Annotated in this window: 13 protein-coding genes; 8 read left to right on the forward strand and 5 right to left on the reverse strand. The window is 69.1% G+C overall.

What is annotated here, in order from left to right; genetic code table 11:
* Nucleotides 1–54: 54 nt before the first annotated feature.
* On the reverse strand, nucleotides 55–876 hold the full coding sequence (locus AC3A5T_RS03195) for a hypothetical protein (protein ID WP_487627319.1): 822 nt from the start codon (nucleotides 874–876) through the stop codon (nucleotides 55–57).
* Between the two features lie 119 nt (nucleotides 877–995).
* Here AC3A5T_RS03195 and AC3A5T_RS03200 point away from each other — a divergent pair, with 119 nt between their 5' ends.
* A complete protein-coding gene (locus tag AC3A5T_RS03200) occupies nucleotides 996–1,778 on the forward strand; it encodes a hypothetical protein (protein WP_487627320.1) in 783 nt (260 codons plus the stop codon).
* 36 nt (nucleotides 1,779–1,814) lie between these two features.
* Here the strand turns inward: AC3A5T_RS03200 and AC3A5T_RS03205 are convergent, their stop codons facing one another.
* From AC3A5T_RS03205 to AC3A5T_RS03220, 4 genes are all read right to left on the reverse strand, one after another.
* Nucleotides 1,815–2,858: a hypothetical protein gene (locus AC3A5T_RS03205; protein ID WP_487627321.1), complete on the reverse strand. Its 1,044-nt coding sequence runs from the start codon at nucleotides 2,856–2,858 to the stop codon at nucleotides 1,815–1,817.
* A 106-nt stretch (nucleotides 2,859–2,964) separates the two neighbouring features.
* Entirely contained in the window at nucleotides 2,965–3,198 is a 234-nt protein-coding gene (locus AC3A5T_RS03210) for a hypothetical protein (RefSeq protein WP_487627322.1), read from the reverse strand.
* A 53-nt stretch (nucleotides 3,199–3,251) separates the two neighbouring features.
* Nucleotides 3,252–4,964: a gamma-glutamyltransferase gene (ggt, locus tag AC3A5T_RS03215; protein ID WP_487627323.1), complete on the reverse strand. Its 1,713-nt coding sequence runs from the start codon at nucleotides 4,962–4,964 to the stop codon at nucleotides 3,252–3,254.
* A 160-nt stretch (nucleotides 4,965–5,124) separates the two neighbouring features.
* Nucleotides 5,125–5,829, reverse strand: coding sequence for a helix-turn-helix domain-containing protein (locus AC3A5T_RS03220; protein ID WP_232136699.1), 705 nt, complete (start codon nucleotides 5,827–5,829; stop codon nucleotides 5,125–5,127).
* Between the two features lie 176 nt (nucleotides 5,830–6,005).
* Here AC3A5T_RS03220 and AC3A5T_RS03225 point away from each other — a divergent pair, with 176 nt between their 5' ends.
* The 7 genes from AC3A5T_RS03225 (at nucleotide 6,006) to AC3A5T_RS03255 (ending at nucleotide 16,708) form a co-directional block, all read left to right on the forward strand.
* Nucleotides 6,006–8,030 (forward strand): serine hydrolase domain-containing protein, encoded by a 2,025-nt coding sequence (locus AC3A5T_RS03225; protein WP_487627324.1) that lies wholly within the window; start codon nucleotides 6,006–6,008, stop codon nucleotides 8,028–8,030.
* Nucleotides 8,031–8,094: 64 nt separating this feature from the next.
* Entirely contained in the window at nucleotides 8,095–9,105 is a 1,011-nt protein-coding gene (locus AC3A5T_RS03230) for a dipeptide epimerase (RefSeq protein ID WP_487627325.1), read from the forward strand.
* Complete coding sequence (locus AC3A5T_RS03235) at nucleotides 9,102–10,364, forward strand: peptide MFS transporter (protein ID WP_487627326.1); 1,263 nt, start codon at nucleotides 9,102–9,104, stop codon at nucleotides 10,362–10,364. The genes AC3A5T_RS03230 and AC3A5T_RS03235 overlap by 4 nt, the downstream gene beginning before the upstream one ends.
* Nucleotides 10,365–10,395: 31 nt before the next feature.
* Entirely contained in the window at nucleotides 10,396–12,105 is a 1,710-nt protein-coding gene (locus tag AC3A5T_RS03240) for an N-acyl-D-amino-acid deacylase family protein (protein WP_487627327.1), read from the forward strand.
* Between the two features lie 102 nt (nucleotides 12,106–12,207).
* Complete coding sequence (locus AC3A5T_RS03245; RefSeq protein ID WP_487627328.1) at nucleotides 12,208–14,535, forward strand: TonB-dependent receptor; 2,328 nt, start codon at nucleotides 12,208–12,210, stop codon at nucleotides 14,533–14,535.
* A gap of 20 nt (nucleotides 14,536–14,555) precedes the next feature.
* Complete coding sequence (locus AC3A5T_RS03250) at nucleotides 14,556–15,596, forward strand: N-acetyltransferase DgcN family protein (RefSeq protein ID WP_487627329.1); 1,041 nt, start codon at nucleotides 14,556–14,558, stop codon at nucleotides 15,594–15,596.
* On the forward strand, nucleotides 15,593–16,708 hold the full coding sequence (locus AC3A5T_RS03255; RefSeq protein ID WP_487627330.1) for a YkvI family membrane protein: 1,116 nt from the start codon (nucleotides 15,593–15,595) through the stop codon (nucleotides 16,706–16,708). Before AC3A5T_RS03250 ends, AC3A5T_RS03255 begins: the two co-directional genes overlap by 4 nt.
* Nucleotides 16,709–16,726 lie beyond the last annotated feature (18 nt).

Raw genomic sequence — 16,726 nt, forward strand, 5'->3', positions numbered from 1 at the left:
CGACTCGACGCAGCGCTGAAACGCCCGTTCGATCGAACGGCCGCGACGCCCCGCTCAATTCGTCTCGCTGATCTCCAGCCGGTAGGTGCCCGCCTGTCCGAGATGGCCGACGTAGATCTCGTACTCGCCCGGACGGAACGTGTCGACGACGGCGGCATCGAGCGCGCCGGCACCGTCGTCGTCGCACAGCACCTTGCCCGGACCGGTCACGACGAGACTCGAATCGGTGGTGCTGGTGACCGCGAGACGCAGCGCGACCGTCGACGTGATGGTCAGACGATGGTCGGGCGTTGAATCGATCATGCCGGTGCAGTGCGCGCCATAGCGGCTGGCTTCGACGCCGCCGCCGGTCTCGCCGGTTCCGATCTGCGGATCAGGGGTGAAGCCGGCGCCGAGCTGGAAATTTGCGTACTGCCCGCCGTCGCCAGTCGTGGCCACGCCGCTACCCTCGGTGAGGGTCAGCGTGTAGCGGCCGGGCTGCTCGATGTGGCCGACGTAGACGGCGTAGTCGCCGGGGGTCAGGCGGGCATCGACCTGCGCATCGAGTTCGCCGGCGCTGTCGTCGTCGCAGAACACGCCAGCGGGACCGACGACGACCAGCGTGGAATCCGTCGTGCTGTCCACCGACAGGCGCAGGTCGAGCGGCGAGGTCACGCGGATGGTGTGGTCGGGCGTGGCGTCGATGACGCCGCTGCACTGCGGCCCGAAGCGCGAAGCCTGCGTCGCGCCGCCGGTCTCGCCGTTGCCGGTCTGCGGATCGGGCGTGAATCCCGCGCCGAGGGTGAAGCTGTTGTAGGCCTGCGCGGTGGCCGGGCCATTGACGCAGATGGTCAGCGCCGCGGCCAGCAGGCCGCAGGCAAGGTGCATGTGCCGCATCGAATCTCTCCATCCCCGTGCGGCGGCGCGGTGCCGACGCTGGCGGGAGTGTGCGCCTGGCGCTCGCGGGAAGACAGTGGTGACAACGGACGCGGCTGGCTTGCTAGTGTCGAATGTCGATGAACACCACCCGTGGGGTCGCAGGGATGCTTTGGAAATGGATCGCCATGTGCGTGCTGGCAGTGCCGGCGTTGTCGAGCGCGGTCATGGCGGAGAGCCGGGACGCGCCTGCGGCGCATTGCGTCGATGGACGCACCCTGGCCGAGGCCTATCAGGCCGACGACACGACGCTCGCGCTCCGGGTTGGCGATGGGCGACGTCACCTCGTGACGCTGGGCGAGTCCTGCCCCGGCATCCTCGAAGGCGCGGACGCCCAGGTCGTGGGCTGGTCGGGTTGGGTCTGCGGCGCAGCGGGTGAAGTGGTGCGGACCGGGACCCGCAGCTGTCCGATCTCGGGCACCTCGGTGATCGATACGCGCACCTACGCAGCGCTGCTGAAACGGGCGCACGCCGACATGCCGACCCTCGATACCGTCGTGGTGCGCGGTGCCCGGCAACGCGGTTTCCGGGGCACGCCGGACTACTGCGTCGCCAACAGCTGGCTGCGCGGTTGGCACGAAACGCCGGAGGGGATCGTGGTGGAGGTGTCGCCGCGTCGCTCGGGTGGGCACCGCTTCTACCGGATCGAGACGCGCGGCGCCTGCAGCATGCAGTCCGGCTCCGAGTCACTGTCGCTGGCGTCGGCCATGGGCCTGGGCATGGTGTGCGGCAATCCGGGCGACCACGTGGTGTTCAGTCGCAGCAACACGGGCGCGATGACCGGCCTCGACACGTTCCACGGCGCCGTGTCGCCCTTCGGCGCGCGTTGCGAGGTGTCGCAGGTGTACCCGCTGGAGCGCTGAGGCGTTGCGTGCGTCTGGCGACCGCGGCACCGGGTTTCAGCGCAGCGGCTGCCAACCCGCCGGTGGCTGGAGTGGAATGCCGGCGTCCTGCAGCGCGCGGGAGATGAGATCGGCTTCGGTGCGGATCGACGGATCGGCGAGGAAGCGCACGAACTGACCGGCGCCGTCGCGGGGCAGGGCGGCATTGGCGCGGCCCCATTCGAGCATCCGCCAGTCGAACGCGCGGCGGCGTGCCTGCACAGCGGTACGTTCGGCCTGCGTGGTGGGGAGGCGTTCGAGCAGGACCAGGCCGAGCATTGCGCCGAGCTGCGTATCCGAACCGTTGGCCATGATGTCGGCCACGTGGCGGCAATCGCGCGCGCGGGTGGGATTCGCGCCCAGCGCGTCGGTGTCGCAGTCCTGCATCAGCGGGTCGAGGCCCGGAAATGCGACCGCGGACCACAGGCCCATCGCGGTGACCGCGGCATGTTCGCTCGGCACAAACTCGCCCGTGTCGGCGAGCGCGGCGCGCTCTGCCGGCGTCGGCGGCGTGCGCAGCAATGCGGCCTGCATCCAGCGCACCTGCTCGAGCATGCCGAGTTCGAATCGCGTCGCGACGCGCGCATCGGCGAGCAAGGCTTCGACGCCGCCGCCACGCACCAGCAGCGGCGCGAGATTCTGCGGATCGGCGCCGAGCCAGCGTTGCGCCGCCCGCAGCCGAGTCGCTTCGTCGGCGGCGCCGTAGGCGAGCAACGCATTGGCGAGCACATCATTGCCCGCGCGCGCGGCAGCGTCGCGACGCCAGGCGCTGGCCTGTGCGTCCGGCGCCGCCGGCTGCGACGGCGCGTCGGTGTCGGGGTGTTCCGGAGGCGTATCGGCGAGTCCGCGCAGCACGGCCGCGAACGCCAGCTCGCGCGGCTGGCCGGTGGCGGCCAGTGCGGCGGCGCTGCGCTGCGACCAGCTGCGCCAGGCAGCCTGGTCGGCTGCCGTATCTGGCTGCGCGACAGGCGCTTCGTCGAGGCGCGCGTAGGGCGCCTGCGCTTGGGCGACGGGGACGAGCAGCGCAAAGGCACACGCAGCCGCGAGAAAGGGACGGATCATGCGACGGCCCGGCAGGAACGAGGTGACCAGCATACCGGCGCCGGTCGCGTTCTCGATTCCATGATGCGGAAATCCCGAGGCGTCCATACAGGCGCGTCGCGTGGGATCAGTGCGCGCCTTGCGCCGCCGTGTCCGTCGAGGCCGTCGCGGTGTCGTCCACGCCTTGCGTCATCTGCGGCGACGCGCCCACTTCGACACGCATCTGACGCAGTCGCATCTGCTCGGCGCGCGACACCGCATCCGACGCATGCGTCATGTCGTCGGACGCATCGCCGTCGGACTGCACGCCCACGCTCGACACCGCGAGCACCACCAGTCCCGCCACGATCCATCCGCGCATGCCGTCCAGTCCCTTGAATGAGGCGGCGAGAATACCTGCGCGCAGGCGATGCGTCAGTAGCCCGCGGCCTGTCCGTCCTTGCGCGATTCGCTGGCGCCGGTCCAGCCGCCATGGGGGTTCTTCATGATCGCCTGGTAGCCGCCATAGGGGCCGTGCGAGAAGCGCACCGAATGCCCCTTCTGCATCAGCGCGCGCACGGTTTCATACGGAAAGCCGGTTTCCAGATCCACTTCGCCGCCATCGGTCATCGCGGTGTTCTGGCCGGTGGGTTCGGTCGATCCGTCGTGCTGGATGCGCGGCGCGTCGCCGGCTTCCTGCAGGTTCATGCCGAAGTCAAGCATGTTGATCAGGATCTGCACATGGCCTTGCGGCTGCATCGCGCCGCCCATCACGCCGAAGCTCAGCCACGGCTCGCCATCCTTCGTCGCGAACGCGGGAATGATGGTGTGGAACGGGCGCTTGCCGGGTGCATAGCCGTTCGGGTGGTCCTCGCGCAGCACGAACTGCTCGCCGCGATCCTGCAGGATGAACCCCAGGCCCGGGGGTGCCATGCCGCTGCCCATGCCGCGGTAGTTGGACTGGATCAGCGACACCATCATGCCGTCGGCGTCGGCGGTGGTCAGATAGATCGTGTCGCCTTCGTCGAGCTGCTTCGGCGTGCCCGGCTGCACTTCGCGCAACGCGGTGTCCATCGAGATCAGCGCGCCGCGCTCGCGGGCGTAGTCCTTGGAGATCAGCCGTTCGACGGGCGCGGGATGGAACGCCGGATCGGCATACCAGCGCGCGCGGTCGGCGAACGCGAGCTTCTTCGCCTCGACGAACAGATGCACATGCTCAGGGCTGCCGAAGCCGTAGGACTTGAGGTCGTAGGGTTCGAGCAGGTTGAGGATCTGCAACGCGGCGATGCCCTGTCCGCTCGGCGGCAGTTCCCACAGCTCGACGCCGCGATACGTCGTCGACACGGGTTCGACCCAGTTGCCGGTGTGCGCGGCCAGATCCTCATAGGCAAGGAAGCCGTCGTTGGCGGCGAAGTAATCGCCGATCGTGCGCGCGATGTCGCCCTTGTAGAACGCGTCACGCCCCCCGTCGGCGATCGCCTGCAGCGTGTTCGCGAGATTCGGATTGCGCCAGGTTTCACCGGTGCGCGGCGCGCGGCCGTCGATCGTGAACTGCTCGGTGAATCCCGGCCACTTGCCCAGACGCGGCACGGAGCGATCCCAGTAATAGGCGATGACCTCGTGCACCGGATGGCCCTCGCGCGCGTAGCGGATCGTCGGCGCGAGGTTTTCGGCCATCGCACGCTTGCCGAAGCGGCCGTGCAGTGCGAACCAGCCGTCGACCGCACCGGGCACCGTCACCGGCAACGGGCCGTGCGACGGAATATCGGTCAGGCCGCGGCGCTGGAACTCGGCCAGCGTCAACGACTGCGGCGAACGCCCCGAGCCGTCGTAGCCGTACAGGCGCTTCGTCTTCGGATCCCACACGATCGCGAACAGATCGCCGCCGATGCCGTTGCCGGTCGGTTCCATTAGCCCGAGCGCCGCGTTGGCGGCAATCGCGGCATCGACCGCGCTGCCGCCCGCCTTCATCGTGTCGAGCGCGATCTGCGTCGCCAGCGGATGCGACGTCGCGGCCATCGCGTGCGGCGCATGCACCTCGCTGCGGGTCGCGAACGGCTGGCCGGTGATGCGGTCGGCGGCGAGGGCAGGCAGCGCCGGCATGGCGACCAGCAACAGGACGGACAGCAGGTGAGCGTGACGGGGCATCTGGATTTCCGCTACAGGATCAGGCGGATACGATACCGCCTGTCCAACCGGGCGGGATGCGCAATCGCATCCGGAAGAAGGCCGCAGCCCGGAACCGGCATTGATCAGGGCAACTTCCGGTGTGCGCGGATCCGCAGAAACCAGCGCGCGCAGCGACGCGTCAACGCGTCGCCGGCTTCTTCGCCGCGCGCCTGGCCGGCTTCGCGGCCGGTGCGAGTTGTCGAACCTTGGTGGCGACGGCGCCTTCCTCGCCATGCAGCGTCAGCAGCGATTCCATCAGCTGTTCGTCGGCGCTCGAGCACACGCCGAGCAGCAGCACCTCGTCGCAGCCTTCGGCGGCGATGTAGGCGTGCCCCATGTTCGAGTCGATGTACACGCCTTCGCCGGTGTCGAGCACGATCGGATCGTAGAACTCGGTGTGCACTTCCATGCGGCCTTCGAGCACGTGGATGTACTCCTCGCCGGAGTGGTGCACCAGCGCGCCGAACTCGGCGATGGTCTTGGCACGCACGCGGGTCAGCACCGGAATCATGCGTTTGCGTCGCAGTTCCGGGCACAGGTAGTAGTAGTCGTAATTCGGCGTGGTGATGCGGATCGCGTCATCGACGCGGCCGATGCTCCGGCGCGCGGTGACCGGCGGCTCGGGCGCCTCGTCCTGTTCGGCGAACAGTTCCGACATGCGCAATTGCAGGCGCTGGCTGAGTTGCAGCAACTTGTCGTAGGTCAGCGTCAGCCGGTCGTGCTCGACCTTCGACAACGTCGACAGCGGAATGCCGGAATGCTCGCTCATCTGCTTGAGCGTCCAGCCTTTCCGCGCGCGCAGCGAGCGCAGCAGTCGGCCGATGGTGGGGTGTTGCGCTGTCATCCGTACCGGGTCCGTTCGTGTCGTTTCGGGATCATCATCGCCCCAGCGGGCGATCGGTGAAAGTCGCTGCGGTACTCGCAGCGGTGTCATCGACCGCGTTATGAGGACTTCCGGCACGGTTGACAATTCTCTGATTGGGATCAATATCGCCAATCAGGACAAACCGGGGCAGTGCGATGCGCGTGATTCCAACCTTCCTGTTCGCCGGGTTGCTTGCGGCTGGCGTGGCACTCGCGGCCGCCCAGGATCCGGCGATCCCACCAGCGCCTGTCGCCGCTCCGCTGACGCCGGCCACGCCGGTCGACACGCCGCCGCTGGATGCGCAGACGCCGGTCGCGCCTGGCAGCGCGCCCGCGCTGAACGCCGCGGACGCCGAAGCCTGGCTGGACGGCTTCGTGCCCTATGCGCTGGCCGCTGGCGACATTGCGGGCGCCGTCGTCGTGGTGGTCAAGGACGGCGAGGTGCTGCTGCAGAAGGGCTACGGCTATGCCGACCTCGCCGCGCGCACGCCGGTCGACCCGGCCGCCACGCTCTTCCGTCCGGGCTCGGTGTCCAAGCTCTTCACCTGGACAGCAGTGATGCAACTGGTCGAGCAGGGCAAGCTCGACCTCGACGCCGACGTGAACCAGTACCTCGACTTCGAGATCCCGGCCCGCGACGGTGTACCGGTGACGCTGCGCCAGGCGATGACCCATACCACCGGTTTCGAGGAGCAGGTCCGCGCGCTGATCACGGCCGATCCCGACGAGATCACGCCGCTGGGCGCCGCGCTGAAGCACTGGGTGCCCGAACGCATCCATGTGCCGGGCGCCACGCCAGCCTATTCAAACTACGCGACCGCGTTGGCCGGTTACATCGTCGAGCGCGTGTCGGGCGAGTCGTTCGACGACTACATCGAACGCCATATCTTCCAGCCGCTCGGCATGGCCCATTCGAGCTTCCGCCAGCCACTGCCCGCGCCGCTGCTGGCGAACATGTCGATGGGCTATTCGAAGGCCTCCGACGGCGAAGCCAAGCCCTACGAGTTCATCAGCCTGGCGCCAGCCGGCAGCCTGGCTGCCACCGGCGCCGACATGGGGCGTTTCATGATCGCGCATCTGCAGGACGGCGCCCTCGGGGACGCACGCATCCTCGGCGCGGACACCGCGCGCCAGATGCATTCCACCGGCCAGGCGTCGATCGGACCGCTCAACCGCATGATGCTCGGCTTCTACGAAACCTCGGTCAACGGTCACCGCGCGATCTCGCATGGCGGCGACACGCAGTGGTTCCACAGCGACCTGCAACTGTTCCTCGACGACGGCATCGGCCTGTTCGTATCGATGAACAGTTCGGGACGCGACGGCGCGACCGGTCATATCCGCTACGCGCTGTCGCGCGGCTTCGCCGACCGCTACCTGCCGGGCACGCCCGCACAGACGCCCGGCGTGCCGGAGGCCGACGCCAAGGCGCACGCCGAGCAGATCGCCGGCACCTATACCAGCAGCCGCCGTCCGGACCGCAATTTCCTGTCGCTGGCCAACGTGCTGGGACCGGTCAAGGTCGCCGCCAACGAGGACGGCACGATCACCGTGGCGATGGCGACGGGCGCCGCCGGCGCACCGAAGCAGTGGCGCGAAGTGGCGCCGTACGTGTGGCAGGACCGCGACAGCACGGATCGCCTCGCGGCGGATGTCGTCGACGGCCGAGTCGTGCGGTTCACGATGGAGCCGTATGCGCCGATCATGGTGTTCGAGCGCGTCTCGACCTGGCGCGCACTGGCGATGCCGCTGCTGGTCGCGAGCCTCGTCGTGCTGCTGCTGACCGTGGTGGCGTGGCCGGTCTCGGCGCTGGTGCGGCGCTACTACGGCGCGCCCTACCGGTTGACCGGCACCGACGCACGCGCGCATCGCCTGGTGCGGATCGCCGCGCTGCTGGTGCTGCTGGCGATGGGCGGGGCTCTCGCGCTCGTCGTCGGCATGCTGAGCAATCTCGCGATGACCAGCCCGGATACCGATGTCCTGATCATCGCCGTGCGGCTGTTCGCCACCGTGGTGCTGCCGCTCGGCGCGGCGGTCGCGGTCTGGAATGCGTGGCAGGTGCTGCGCGGCCGGCGCCGCGTGCTGGCCAAGCTGTGGGCCGTGCTGCTGGCGCTGGCCTGCCTGTTCCTGCTGTGGATCGGCATCGCCCAGCACGTCATCGGCTTCGGCGCGAACTACTGACGACCCGACGCACCGGCGGCATCAGCCGCCGGTGCGTTCGCCCCTGTCCCGACGAGGAACGCGCGTGACTGCCCAGCCGGTCGAACTCGAGCTGCACAACGAACCCTTGCCGCTGTCGGCGCCCTTCCGGATCGCCGGACACGTGTTCTCGGCGATGCCGGCGACGGTCGTGACCCTGCGCGCCGGCGCGCATGTCGGACGCGGCGAAGCCGCCGGCGTCTACTACACGCACGATCATCCCGACACGATGCTGGCCACGCTGGAGGCGATGCGGCCCCGCATCGAGGCGGGACTCGATCGCGAGACGTTGCGCACCCTGCTGCCTGCCGGCGGTGCCCGCAATGCACTCGATGCCGCGTTGTGGGAGCTCGAATCGCAGCAGGCGGGCATGCCGGTCTGGCAGCTTGCAGGTCTCGACGGCGTGCGCCCGCTGCTCACCACCTTCACCGTCGGCGCCGACGATCCAGCCGTCATGGCCGATCGCGCCGCGGCCTACACGCAGGCGCGCGCGCTGAAGTTGAAGCTGACCGGCGACGCGGACCTCGACACGGTGCGCGTCCGCGCGGTACGAGCGCGCTGCCCGGAGGTGTGGATCGGTGTCGACGCCAACCAGGGCTATGACGGCGCCTCGCTGCCGGCCCTGCTGCCGGCCCTGCTGGAGGCGCGCGTGTCGCTGCTGGAGCAGCCCTGCGTCCGCGACCGCGAACACGAACTCGACGGCATCGCGCGCGCACTGCCGTTCGCCGCCGACGAAAGCATCCTCGATCTGGCCGAACTCGAAGCGCGCCACCAGTACTTCGACGTCATCAATATCAAGCTCGACAAGTGCGGCGGCCTGACCGAGGGGCTGCTGATGGCGCGCCGCGCGCGCGCGCTCGGCAAGCAGGTCATGGTCGGCAACATGTGCGGCACCAGCCTGGCGGCGGCGCCCGCGTTCGTGCTCGGCCAGTTCTGCGATGTGGTGGATCTGGACGGGCCGATCTTCCTCAGGCAGGACCGTACGCCGTCGGTGCGCTACACCGATGGCCACATCTGGTGCGGCGACGAGGTCTGGGGGCCGTCGGCGACGGCATGAGCAGCGTTGCCGACAAGACCTGGTTCGGTCAGCCACGCGGGCTGACGATCCTGTTCCTGACCAATATGTGGGAGCTGTTCTCCTACTACGGAATGCGCACGCTGCTGGTCTATTACATGACCAAGCAGCTGCTGTTCGCGCAGGAAAAGGCGTCCTTCATCTATGGCGCGTACACGGCGATGGCGTACTTCACCCCGATCCTCGGCGGCGCCATCGCCGACCGCTGGCTGGGCAAGCGCAATGCCGTGATTCTCGGCGGCAGCATCATGGCCTTCGGGCACTTCGTGATGGCGTTCGAGCCGATGTTCTACGTCGCGCTGGCGACCATCGCGCTCGGCAACGGCCTGTTCCTGCCGAGCCTGCCGAGCCAGATCAACGATCTCTACGCCGCCGACGATCCCCGCCGCGGCCGCGCCTACAACGTCTACTACGTTGGGCTGAACATCGGCGGTTTCATGGCGCCACTGGTGTGCGGCACGCTGGGCGAGGTCTACGGCTGGCACTACGGCTTCGGCGCTGCCGGCATCGGCATGTTCATCGGTCTGCTGATCTACGTGTTCGGCCGCCGCTACCTGCCGCCCGAGCCGGCGCGCGGCGTGGCGCGCGTGGTGGACGCGCAGGCGGTGCGCGGCAACCATCGCAAGGTGTGGCTGTTGTTGCTGGGCGTCGGGATTGCCGCGACCATCTTCCGCGGTGCCTACGAGCAGGTCGGCAACACGCTGCCGCTGCTGATCGACACCGGCGTGGACCGGGTCGTCGCAGGCTTCACCATTCCGATGACGTGGTTCCAGTCGCTCAACCCGCTGCTGGTGATCAGCATGACGCCGTTGCTGCTGCTGCACTGGCGGCGCCGCGCCGAGGCCGGACACGAGACCGCGCCTGCGCTGCGCATGGCGATCGGCGCGCTGATCGTGGCGGGTGCCTACGTGCTGCTGGCCGCGGTGACCGCCGTCGCCGGCGACACCCGCATCGGCTGGCTGTGGCTGGTCGCGTTCTTCGTGATCCTGACGCTCGGCGAGCTCTACATTCTGCCGACCGGCCTCGGCCTGTTCGCCAGGCTCGCGCCGCCGAGATTGGGTGCGACCACGGTGGCCTCTTGGTTCCTCGCGGTCTTCAGCGGCAGTCTGCTGGCGGGCCTGGTCGGCGCGCTGTGGTCGAAAGCCAGCCATTCCGGCTTCTTTCTGCTGCTCGCCGGCCTGGCCGTCGTGGCCGCCGCCTTGCTGTGGCGCCTGGATCGCCCGATCCGCGCGCTGCGATGATCCGCTTCAACCCGCACAGGAGTTTTCCGCCATGCCGCGTCTGACGCTCGCCCTGCTGCCGCTCGCCCTTGCCGCCTGCAGCACCGCGCCGGTGGTCGACACGCCCGCGCAGTACGACCTGCTGATCCGCAACGGCCTTGTCTACGACGGCAGTGGCGCACCGCCGCAGCGCGTCGACGTGGCGGTGCGTGGCGACCGCATCGCGGCGTTGCTGCCGCCGGGCAGCGGCGCGACCGCCGACACGACGCTCGACGCGCAGGGTCGCGCGGTCTCCCCGGGCTTCATCAACACCCTGAGCTGGGCGACCGAATCGCTGATCGTCGACGGCCGCGGCATGAGCGACACAAAACAGGGCATCACGCTGGAAATCTTCGGCGAAGGCTGGTCGATGGGACCGGTCAACGCGCGCATGAAGGCCGACGCGCTCAAGCAGCAGGGCGACCTCCGCTACGACATGCCGTGGACCTCGTTCGGCGGCTACCTCGAGTTCCTCGAGCAGCGCGGCATCACGCCGAACGTTGCCTCGTTCGTCGGCGCGACCACGGTACGCATCCACGAACTCGGCGAAGACGACATCACCCCGACGCCCACGCAGCTCGCCGGCATGCAGGACGTGGTGCGCGAGGCAATGCGCGAGGGCGCGCTCGGCGTTGGCAGCTCCCTGATCTATCCACCGGCGACATTCGCCGACACCGCCGAACTGGTCGCCCTGGCACAGGCCGCCGCGGAATCCGGCGGCGGCTATGTCTCGCACATGCGCAGCGAGGCCGACCGCTTTCTCGAGGCGCTCGACGAGACCATCGCCATCGCGCGCGCCACCGGGCAACGCGCCGGGGTGTACCACCTCAAGGCCGCGGGCGAACAGAACTGGCCGAAGATGGCGCAGGCCATCGCCCGGATCGAAGCCGCGCGCGCCGAAGGCCTGCAGGTCAGCGCCGACATGTATGCCTATACCGCCGGCGGCACCGGCCTGACCGCGAGCCTGCCGCCCTGGGTCCAGGCGGGTGGTCACGACGCGATGATCGCGCGGCTGCGCGACCCCGCGATCCGCGCACGCGTACTCGCCGATATGCGCGATCCGGACGTCGACTGGGAAAACCTGCGGCTGCTGGCCGGCTCCGACGACCGCCTGCTGCTGCTCGACTTCCACAATCCGGCGCTCAAGCCCTTGAGCGGGCGCAGCCTCGCCGACGTCGCGCGCGAGCGCGGCACCTCGCCCGAGGACACCGCGATCGATCTGATCATCGAGGACGATTCCCGGATCGGCACGGCCTACTTCCTGATGAGCGAAGCGAACGTCGAGCTCGGTCTGAAGCAGCCGTGGGTCAGCCTGGGATCGGACGCGGAATCCTCGGCGCCCGAAGGCGTGTTCCTGAAATCCAGCACCCATCCCCGCGCCTACGGCAACGTCGCGCGCTTCCTGGGGCACTACGTGCGCGACCGGGGACTCATGTCACTGGAAGAAGGCATCCACCGCCTGACCGGACTGCCGGCCGCCAACTGGAAGCTCGCCGACCGCGGGTGCCTGCGTGCCGGCTGCTACGCCGACATCGTGGTGTTCGATCCAGACACGATCATCGACCACGCCACCTACGACACGCCGCAGCGCTATGCGACCGGCGTGGGCGACGTATTCGTCAACGGGGAGCAGGTGCTGCGCGATGGCGAGCACACCGGCGCCACGCCGGGGCGCGTGGTGCGCGGGCCGGGCTGGCGTGACGGGGCGTCCGTCAGCCAGTGACCGGCCCGCAAGGGCGGATCCACCATCTTCTCCAACCGTGTTGACAATTCTCTGATTGGGATCATGATCCCTGATCAGGATAATCGTCTGGGGAGACAACCGATGCACGCGTTCCGATCCGCACGTCCGTGGTTCCGCTCACCGTTGTCTCTCGCCATCGCCAGCACGCTGGCTTGCGCGGCCGTACCCGTGCTGGCCCAGGAACGCGCCACGACGGCTGCCGAAGAGGCGGTCACGCTCGACTCGGTGGTGGTGACCGCCAACAAGCGCGTCGAGAACGTCCGCGACGTCGGCGCGTCGATCAGCGTGATCGGCGAACGCCAGCTGGAGAACATGGCCGCGAGTTCGCTGACCGACTACGCGGCGCTGATTCCCGGCATGCAGGTGCAGAGCAGCGGCACCCCCGGCCTGACCTCGGTCTCGCTGCGCGGCATCTCGACGCTGTCGTCGGGCGCGACGGTGGCGACCTACATCGACGAGGTGCCGGTCGGCTCGAGCGGCATCTACCAGAGCGCCGGCTCGCTGATGCTGGACCTGCTGCCCTACGACATCAGCCGCGTCGAAGTGCTGCGCGGACCGCAGGGCACGCTGTACGGCGCGGGCGCGATCGGCGGCCTGCTCAAATACGTGACCCGCGCGCCGGACCTGGTCAATGAAGAGTTCCGCGCCGGCGTCGGCCTGCGCTCGGTATCGGACGGCGGGCAGGACTGGAACGGCCGCGTCGGCGTCAGCCTGCCGCTGCAGGAAGATCGCCTGGGCCTGCGCATGAGCGTCGCGCGCAACGGATTGCCGGGCTATACCGACAACGCGATCGATGGCCGTCGCGACATCAACGACAGCGAGCAGATCGGGGGACGCGCGGCGCTGTCGTGGGACGGCGACATGGTCGATGTCGACCTGGGCGTGCTGCACCAGCGCATCGACGCCAGCGACCGGGCCGTGGTTGCCCTCGAGCCGGACACCTACGCGCCGCTCGGCGGGGAATTCGAGGGCAGGAACTGGCAGCGCCAACCGTTCTCCAAGGAGCTGACGCTGACCTCGCTCAGCGTGAACTGGGATCTGGGCTGGGCCGATCTCGTCTCCGCGACCGGCTGGTCGAAGACCAAGACGCTGGACCAGATCGATACCACGGTGCAGTTCGGCGAAGTCGCCGATCTGCTGCTGGGACTGCCCGAGCCGGGCAGCTCGAACGTGCGCTACACCTTCGACCTTGACAAGATCACCCAGGAGTTCCGCTTCAGTTCCAAGACCGGCGGCCGCTTCGAGTGGATGGCGGGCGTGTTCTACACCAAGGAAGACGCACAGCAGAACCAGGTCGCGTGGCTGGGCCAGCGCGATGGCTCGCCGCTGCCGGCGCCGTTCGACGCGGCATTCGGCACCCTGGCGGTGATCGGCCTGCCGAGCACGTACGAGGAAGTCGCGCTGTTCGCCAACGCATCGTGGCGGTTCGGTGAGCGCTTCAAGATCGACGCCGGCCTGCGCCAGGCGCGCAACGACCAGTGGTTCAGCCAGAACGTCAGCGAGGGCATCCTCGCGCCGATCGGCGATGCGCCCGGCGAATCGACCGAAGACGTGTTCACCTGGAGCCTGAGCCCGCAGTTCAAGCTCGCCGAGGACACGATGCTGTACGCACGCGTCGCCACCGGCTACCAGCCCGGCGGCCCGAACGTGGCGCTCCCGGGGATTCCGCCGAGCGTGGACTCGTCGATGCTCGCCAGCTACGAACTGGGACTGAAATCGCAGACCGCCGATCGCCGCGTGCAGGTCGACGTGTCCGCGTTCCGCATCGAATGGGACGACATCCAGGTGGCGTCGTCGTTCAACGGCATCGGCGGCCTGGTCAACGGCGGCGAGGCGAGCAGCGAAGGCCTGGAGCTGGCTTCGCAGTTCCGCGCCACCGAGGCCCTGTCGCTCGGCATCAATGCGGCCTACACCAAGGCGCGGGTGAAGAACGATTTCGAAGCCACGGTCATTCCGCAGGGCGCGTTCGACGTCGTGCTCAACACCGGCCTGGCCGGCGACCGCATGCCGTACGTGCCGACGCTGTCGTGGGCGGCGAACGCCGAGTACGCGTTCATGACCGCGCAGGGCCTGTCCGGCCAGGTAGGCGGCGTGCTGCGCTTCACCGGAGAGCGCTTGAGCGACACCACCGAGCGCCAGCGCGTCACCGCGCCGGGCGACCCGTCCACGGTGTTGCAGGAAGAGGTGACCGCGCCGCTGCGGCTCGACAGCTACCGCGCGCTCGATCTCTACGCCGGCATCGGCCGGGAGCGCTGGGAGCTGCGTGCCTACGTCAGCAACGTCACCGGCGAAGGCGGCTACTCGTCGATGACGCCGGCGGCCGGCGCGCTCAGCGGCACGCTGGCCTACCTGGCTGCAGTACCGATCCAGCCGCGGACGTTCGGCGTCGAACTCGACGTCCGGTTCTGAGCCTGAAGGACCCGGCCCCCATGTCCACTGCCGCCGCCGTGCCGCACGCTCCCGAGGCGTTGCCGCAGCCGTACCTGCTGTTTCTCGGAGACATCGTCGAACCCGGCTACGCGAAGACCGCGTTCGGTCTGCGCGACTGGGCGCCCGAGCGATGTCTCGGCGAGTTCGCCTGCCCGGGCGCAACGGTCACCACCGGCCTGCCGCGGCTGACCCCCGCCCAGGCCCGCGCGCTGGGCGCGCGCGCGATGGTCATCGGCGTCGCCAACCCGGGCGGGCGGATCCCGCCTGCGTGGGTACCTGCGTTGCTCGATGCCTTGCAGGCCGGGCTCGACCTCGTCGGCGGCATGCATGCCCGGCTGGCCGGCATCGACGCGCTGCGCAACGCGGCCATCGCGCACGGGCGGCGCCTGATCGATGTGCGCGAGCCGCCGTCGGACCTGCCCGTCGCCAGCGGCCGAAAACGCACCGGCAAGCGTCTGCTCACCGTGGGCACCGACTGCGCCCTGGGCAAGAAATACACCGCCCTGTCGCTGGCGCGCGCGTTCCGCGAACGCGGCCTCGACGCCACGTTCCGCGCCAGCGGGCAGACCGGCATCCTGATCGCCGGCGCGGGTGTGCCGATGGACGCGGTGATCGCGGACTTCGCGGCCGGCGCGGCGGAATTCCTGTCACCCGATGCCGATCCGGCGCACTGGGATGTCGTCGAGGGTCAGGGCTCGCTGTCGCATCCGGCCTATGCGGGCGTGTCGCTGTCGCTGTTGCACGGCAGCCAGCCGGACGTCATCGTCGTCTGCCACGCAGTCGGACGCGACCGCATGCTCGGCCATGCGCATTACCTGGTGCCGTCGATCGAGGAGACCATCGACCTCGCGCTGCGACTGGGCGCCCGCACCAATCCCGCGATCCGCTGCGCGGGCGTCAGCCTCAACACCGCGGCGCTCGACGATGCGGACGCGCAGGACGCGATCGTATCCACCGCTGCCCGCCTGGGCCTGCCGGTCGCGGATCCGGTCCGCGGCGGCGCGGCGTTTGGTCGGCTGGTCGACGCCTGCCTCGCATGACGTCCCGGGCCAGCTGGTTCCAGCGTTACCTGTTGCCGGGCTTCGTGTTCCAGGCTGCGGTGATCGCCGGCGGGTATGCGACCGGGCGTGAACTGGTCGAGTTCTTCCTGCCGGCCGGTCCCTGGGGCGGCCTGCTCGGCATGACGGTCAGCATGCTGGTGTGGAGCGGCGTGCTGATGGTCAGCTTCGAGCTGGCCCGCGTCGCCCGCGCCTGGGATTACCGCGCGTTCTTCAAGGTGCTGCTGGGCCGCGGCTGGTTCGCGTTCGAGATCGGCTACGTGCTGTTGATGCTGGTGATCCTGGCGGTCATGGGCGCGGCCGCCGGCGAAATCGCCTTCAGCCTGTTCGGCCTGCCGAAGGTGGCGGGCTCGCTGGCGATGATCGCCGCCACGGGCGCGCTGCTGTTCTGCGGCAGCGCCGCGATCGAAAAATTCCTGGTCGCCTCGGTCGGCTATCTGTATCTGGTCTACGTGGTGTTCGTGATCTGGGCGGTGGTGGCATTCGGCGACCGCATCGGGACGAACTTCGCGTCGGTGCCGGTCGAGGCCGGGTGGTTCAAGGCCGGCGTGACCTACGCCGGCTACAACGTCGCCACCATTCCCGCGGTGCTGTTCTGCGTGCGCCACTTCGGCCGTCGCCGCGAGGCACTCGCCGCCGGCGCGCTGGCAGGACCACTGGGCATGCTGCCGGGCGTGGTGTTCTACATCGCGATGATGGGCTACTACCGGGAGATCGGCGCCGAGGCCCTGCCGTCGGCGTTCCTGCTGGCGAAATTGCAGGCACCGTGGTTCGAGTGGGTGTTCCAGATCGCGGTGATGCTGACGCTGGTGGACACCGGCGTCGCGCTGCTGCACGCCCTCAACGAGCGTGTCGCCAACACATGGGCGGAGCGGCAGCGTCCGATGCCGCGCGCGCTGCGTCCGGCGCTTGCGGTCGGCGTCATGCTGGTCGCGGTGTATGCCGCCACGGCCGTCGGCCTGGTCGAACTGATCGCCAAGGGCTACGGCACGCTGACCTGGTATTTCCTGGCGATTTACGTACTGCCGCTGATGACCTGGGGCGTATGGCTGCTGTGGCGCCGCAGGTCGATCGACGTGACCCCCCTGCCTTGAACGACACGTCCGCGAGGA

The organism is Luteimonas sp. Soil_C_16, assembly GCF_057657295.1.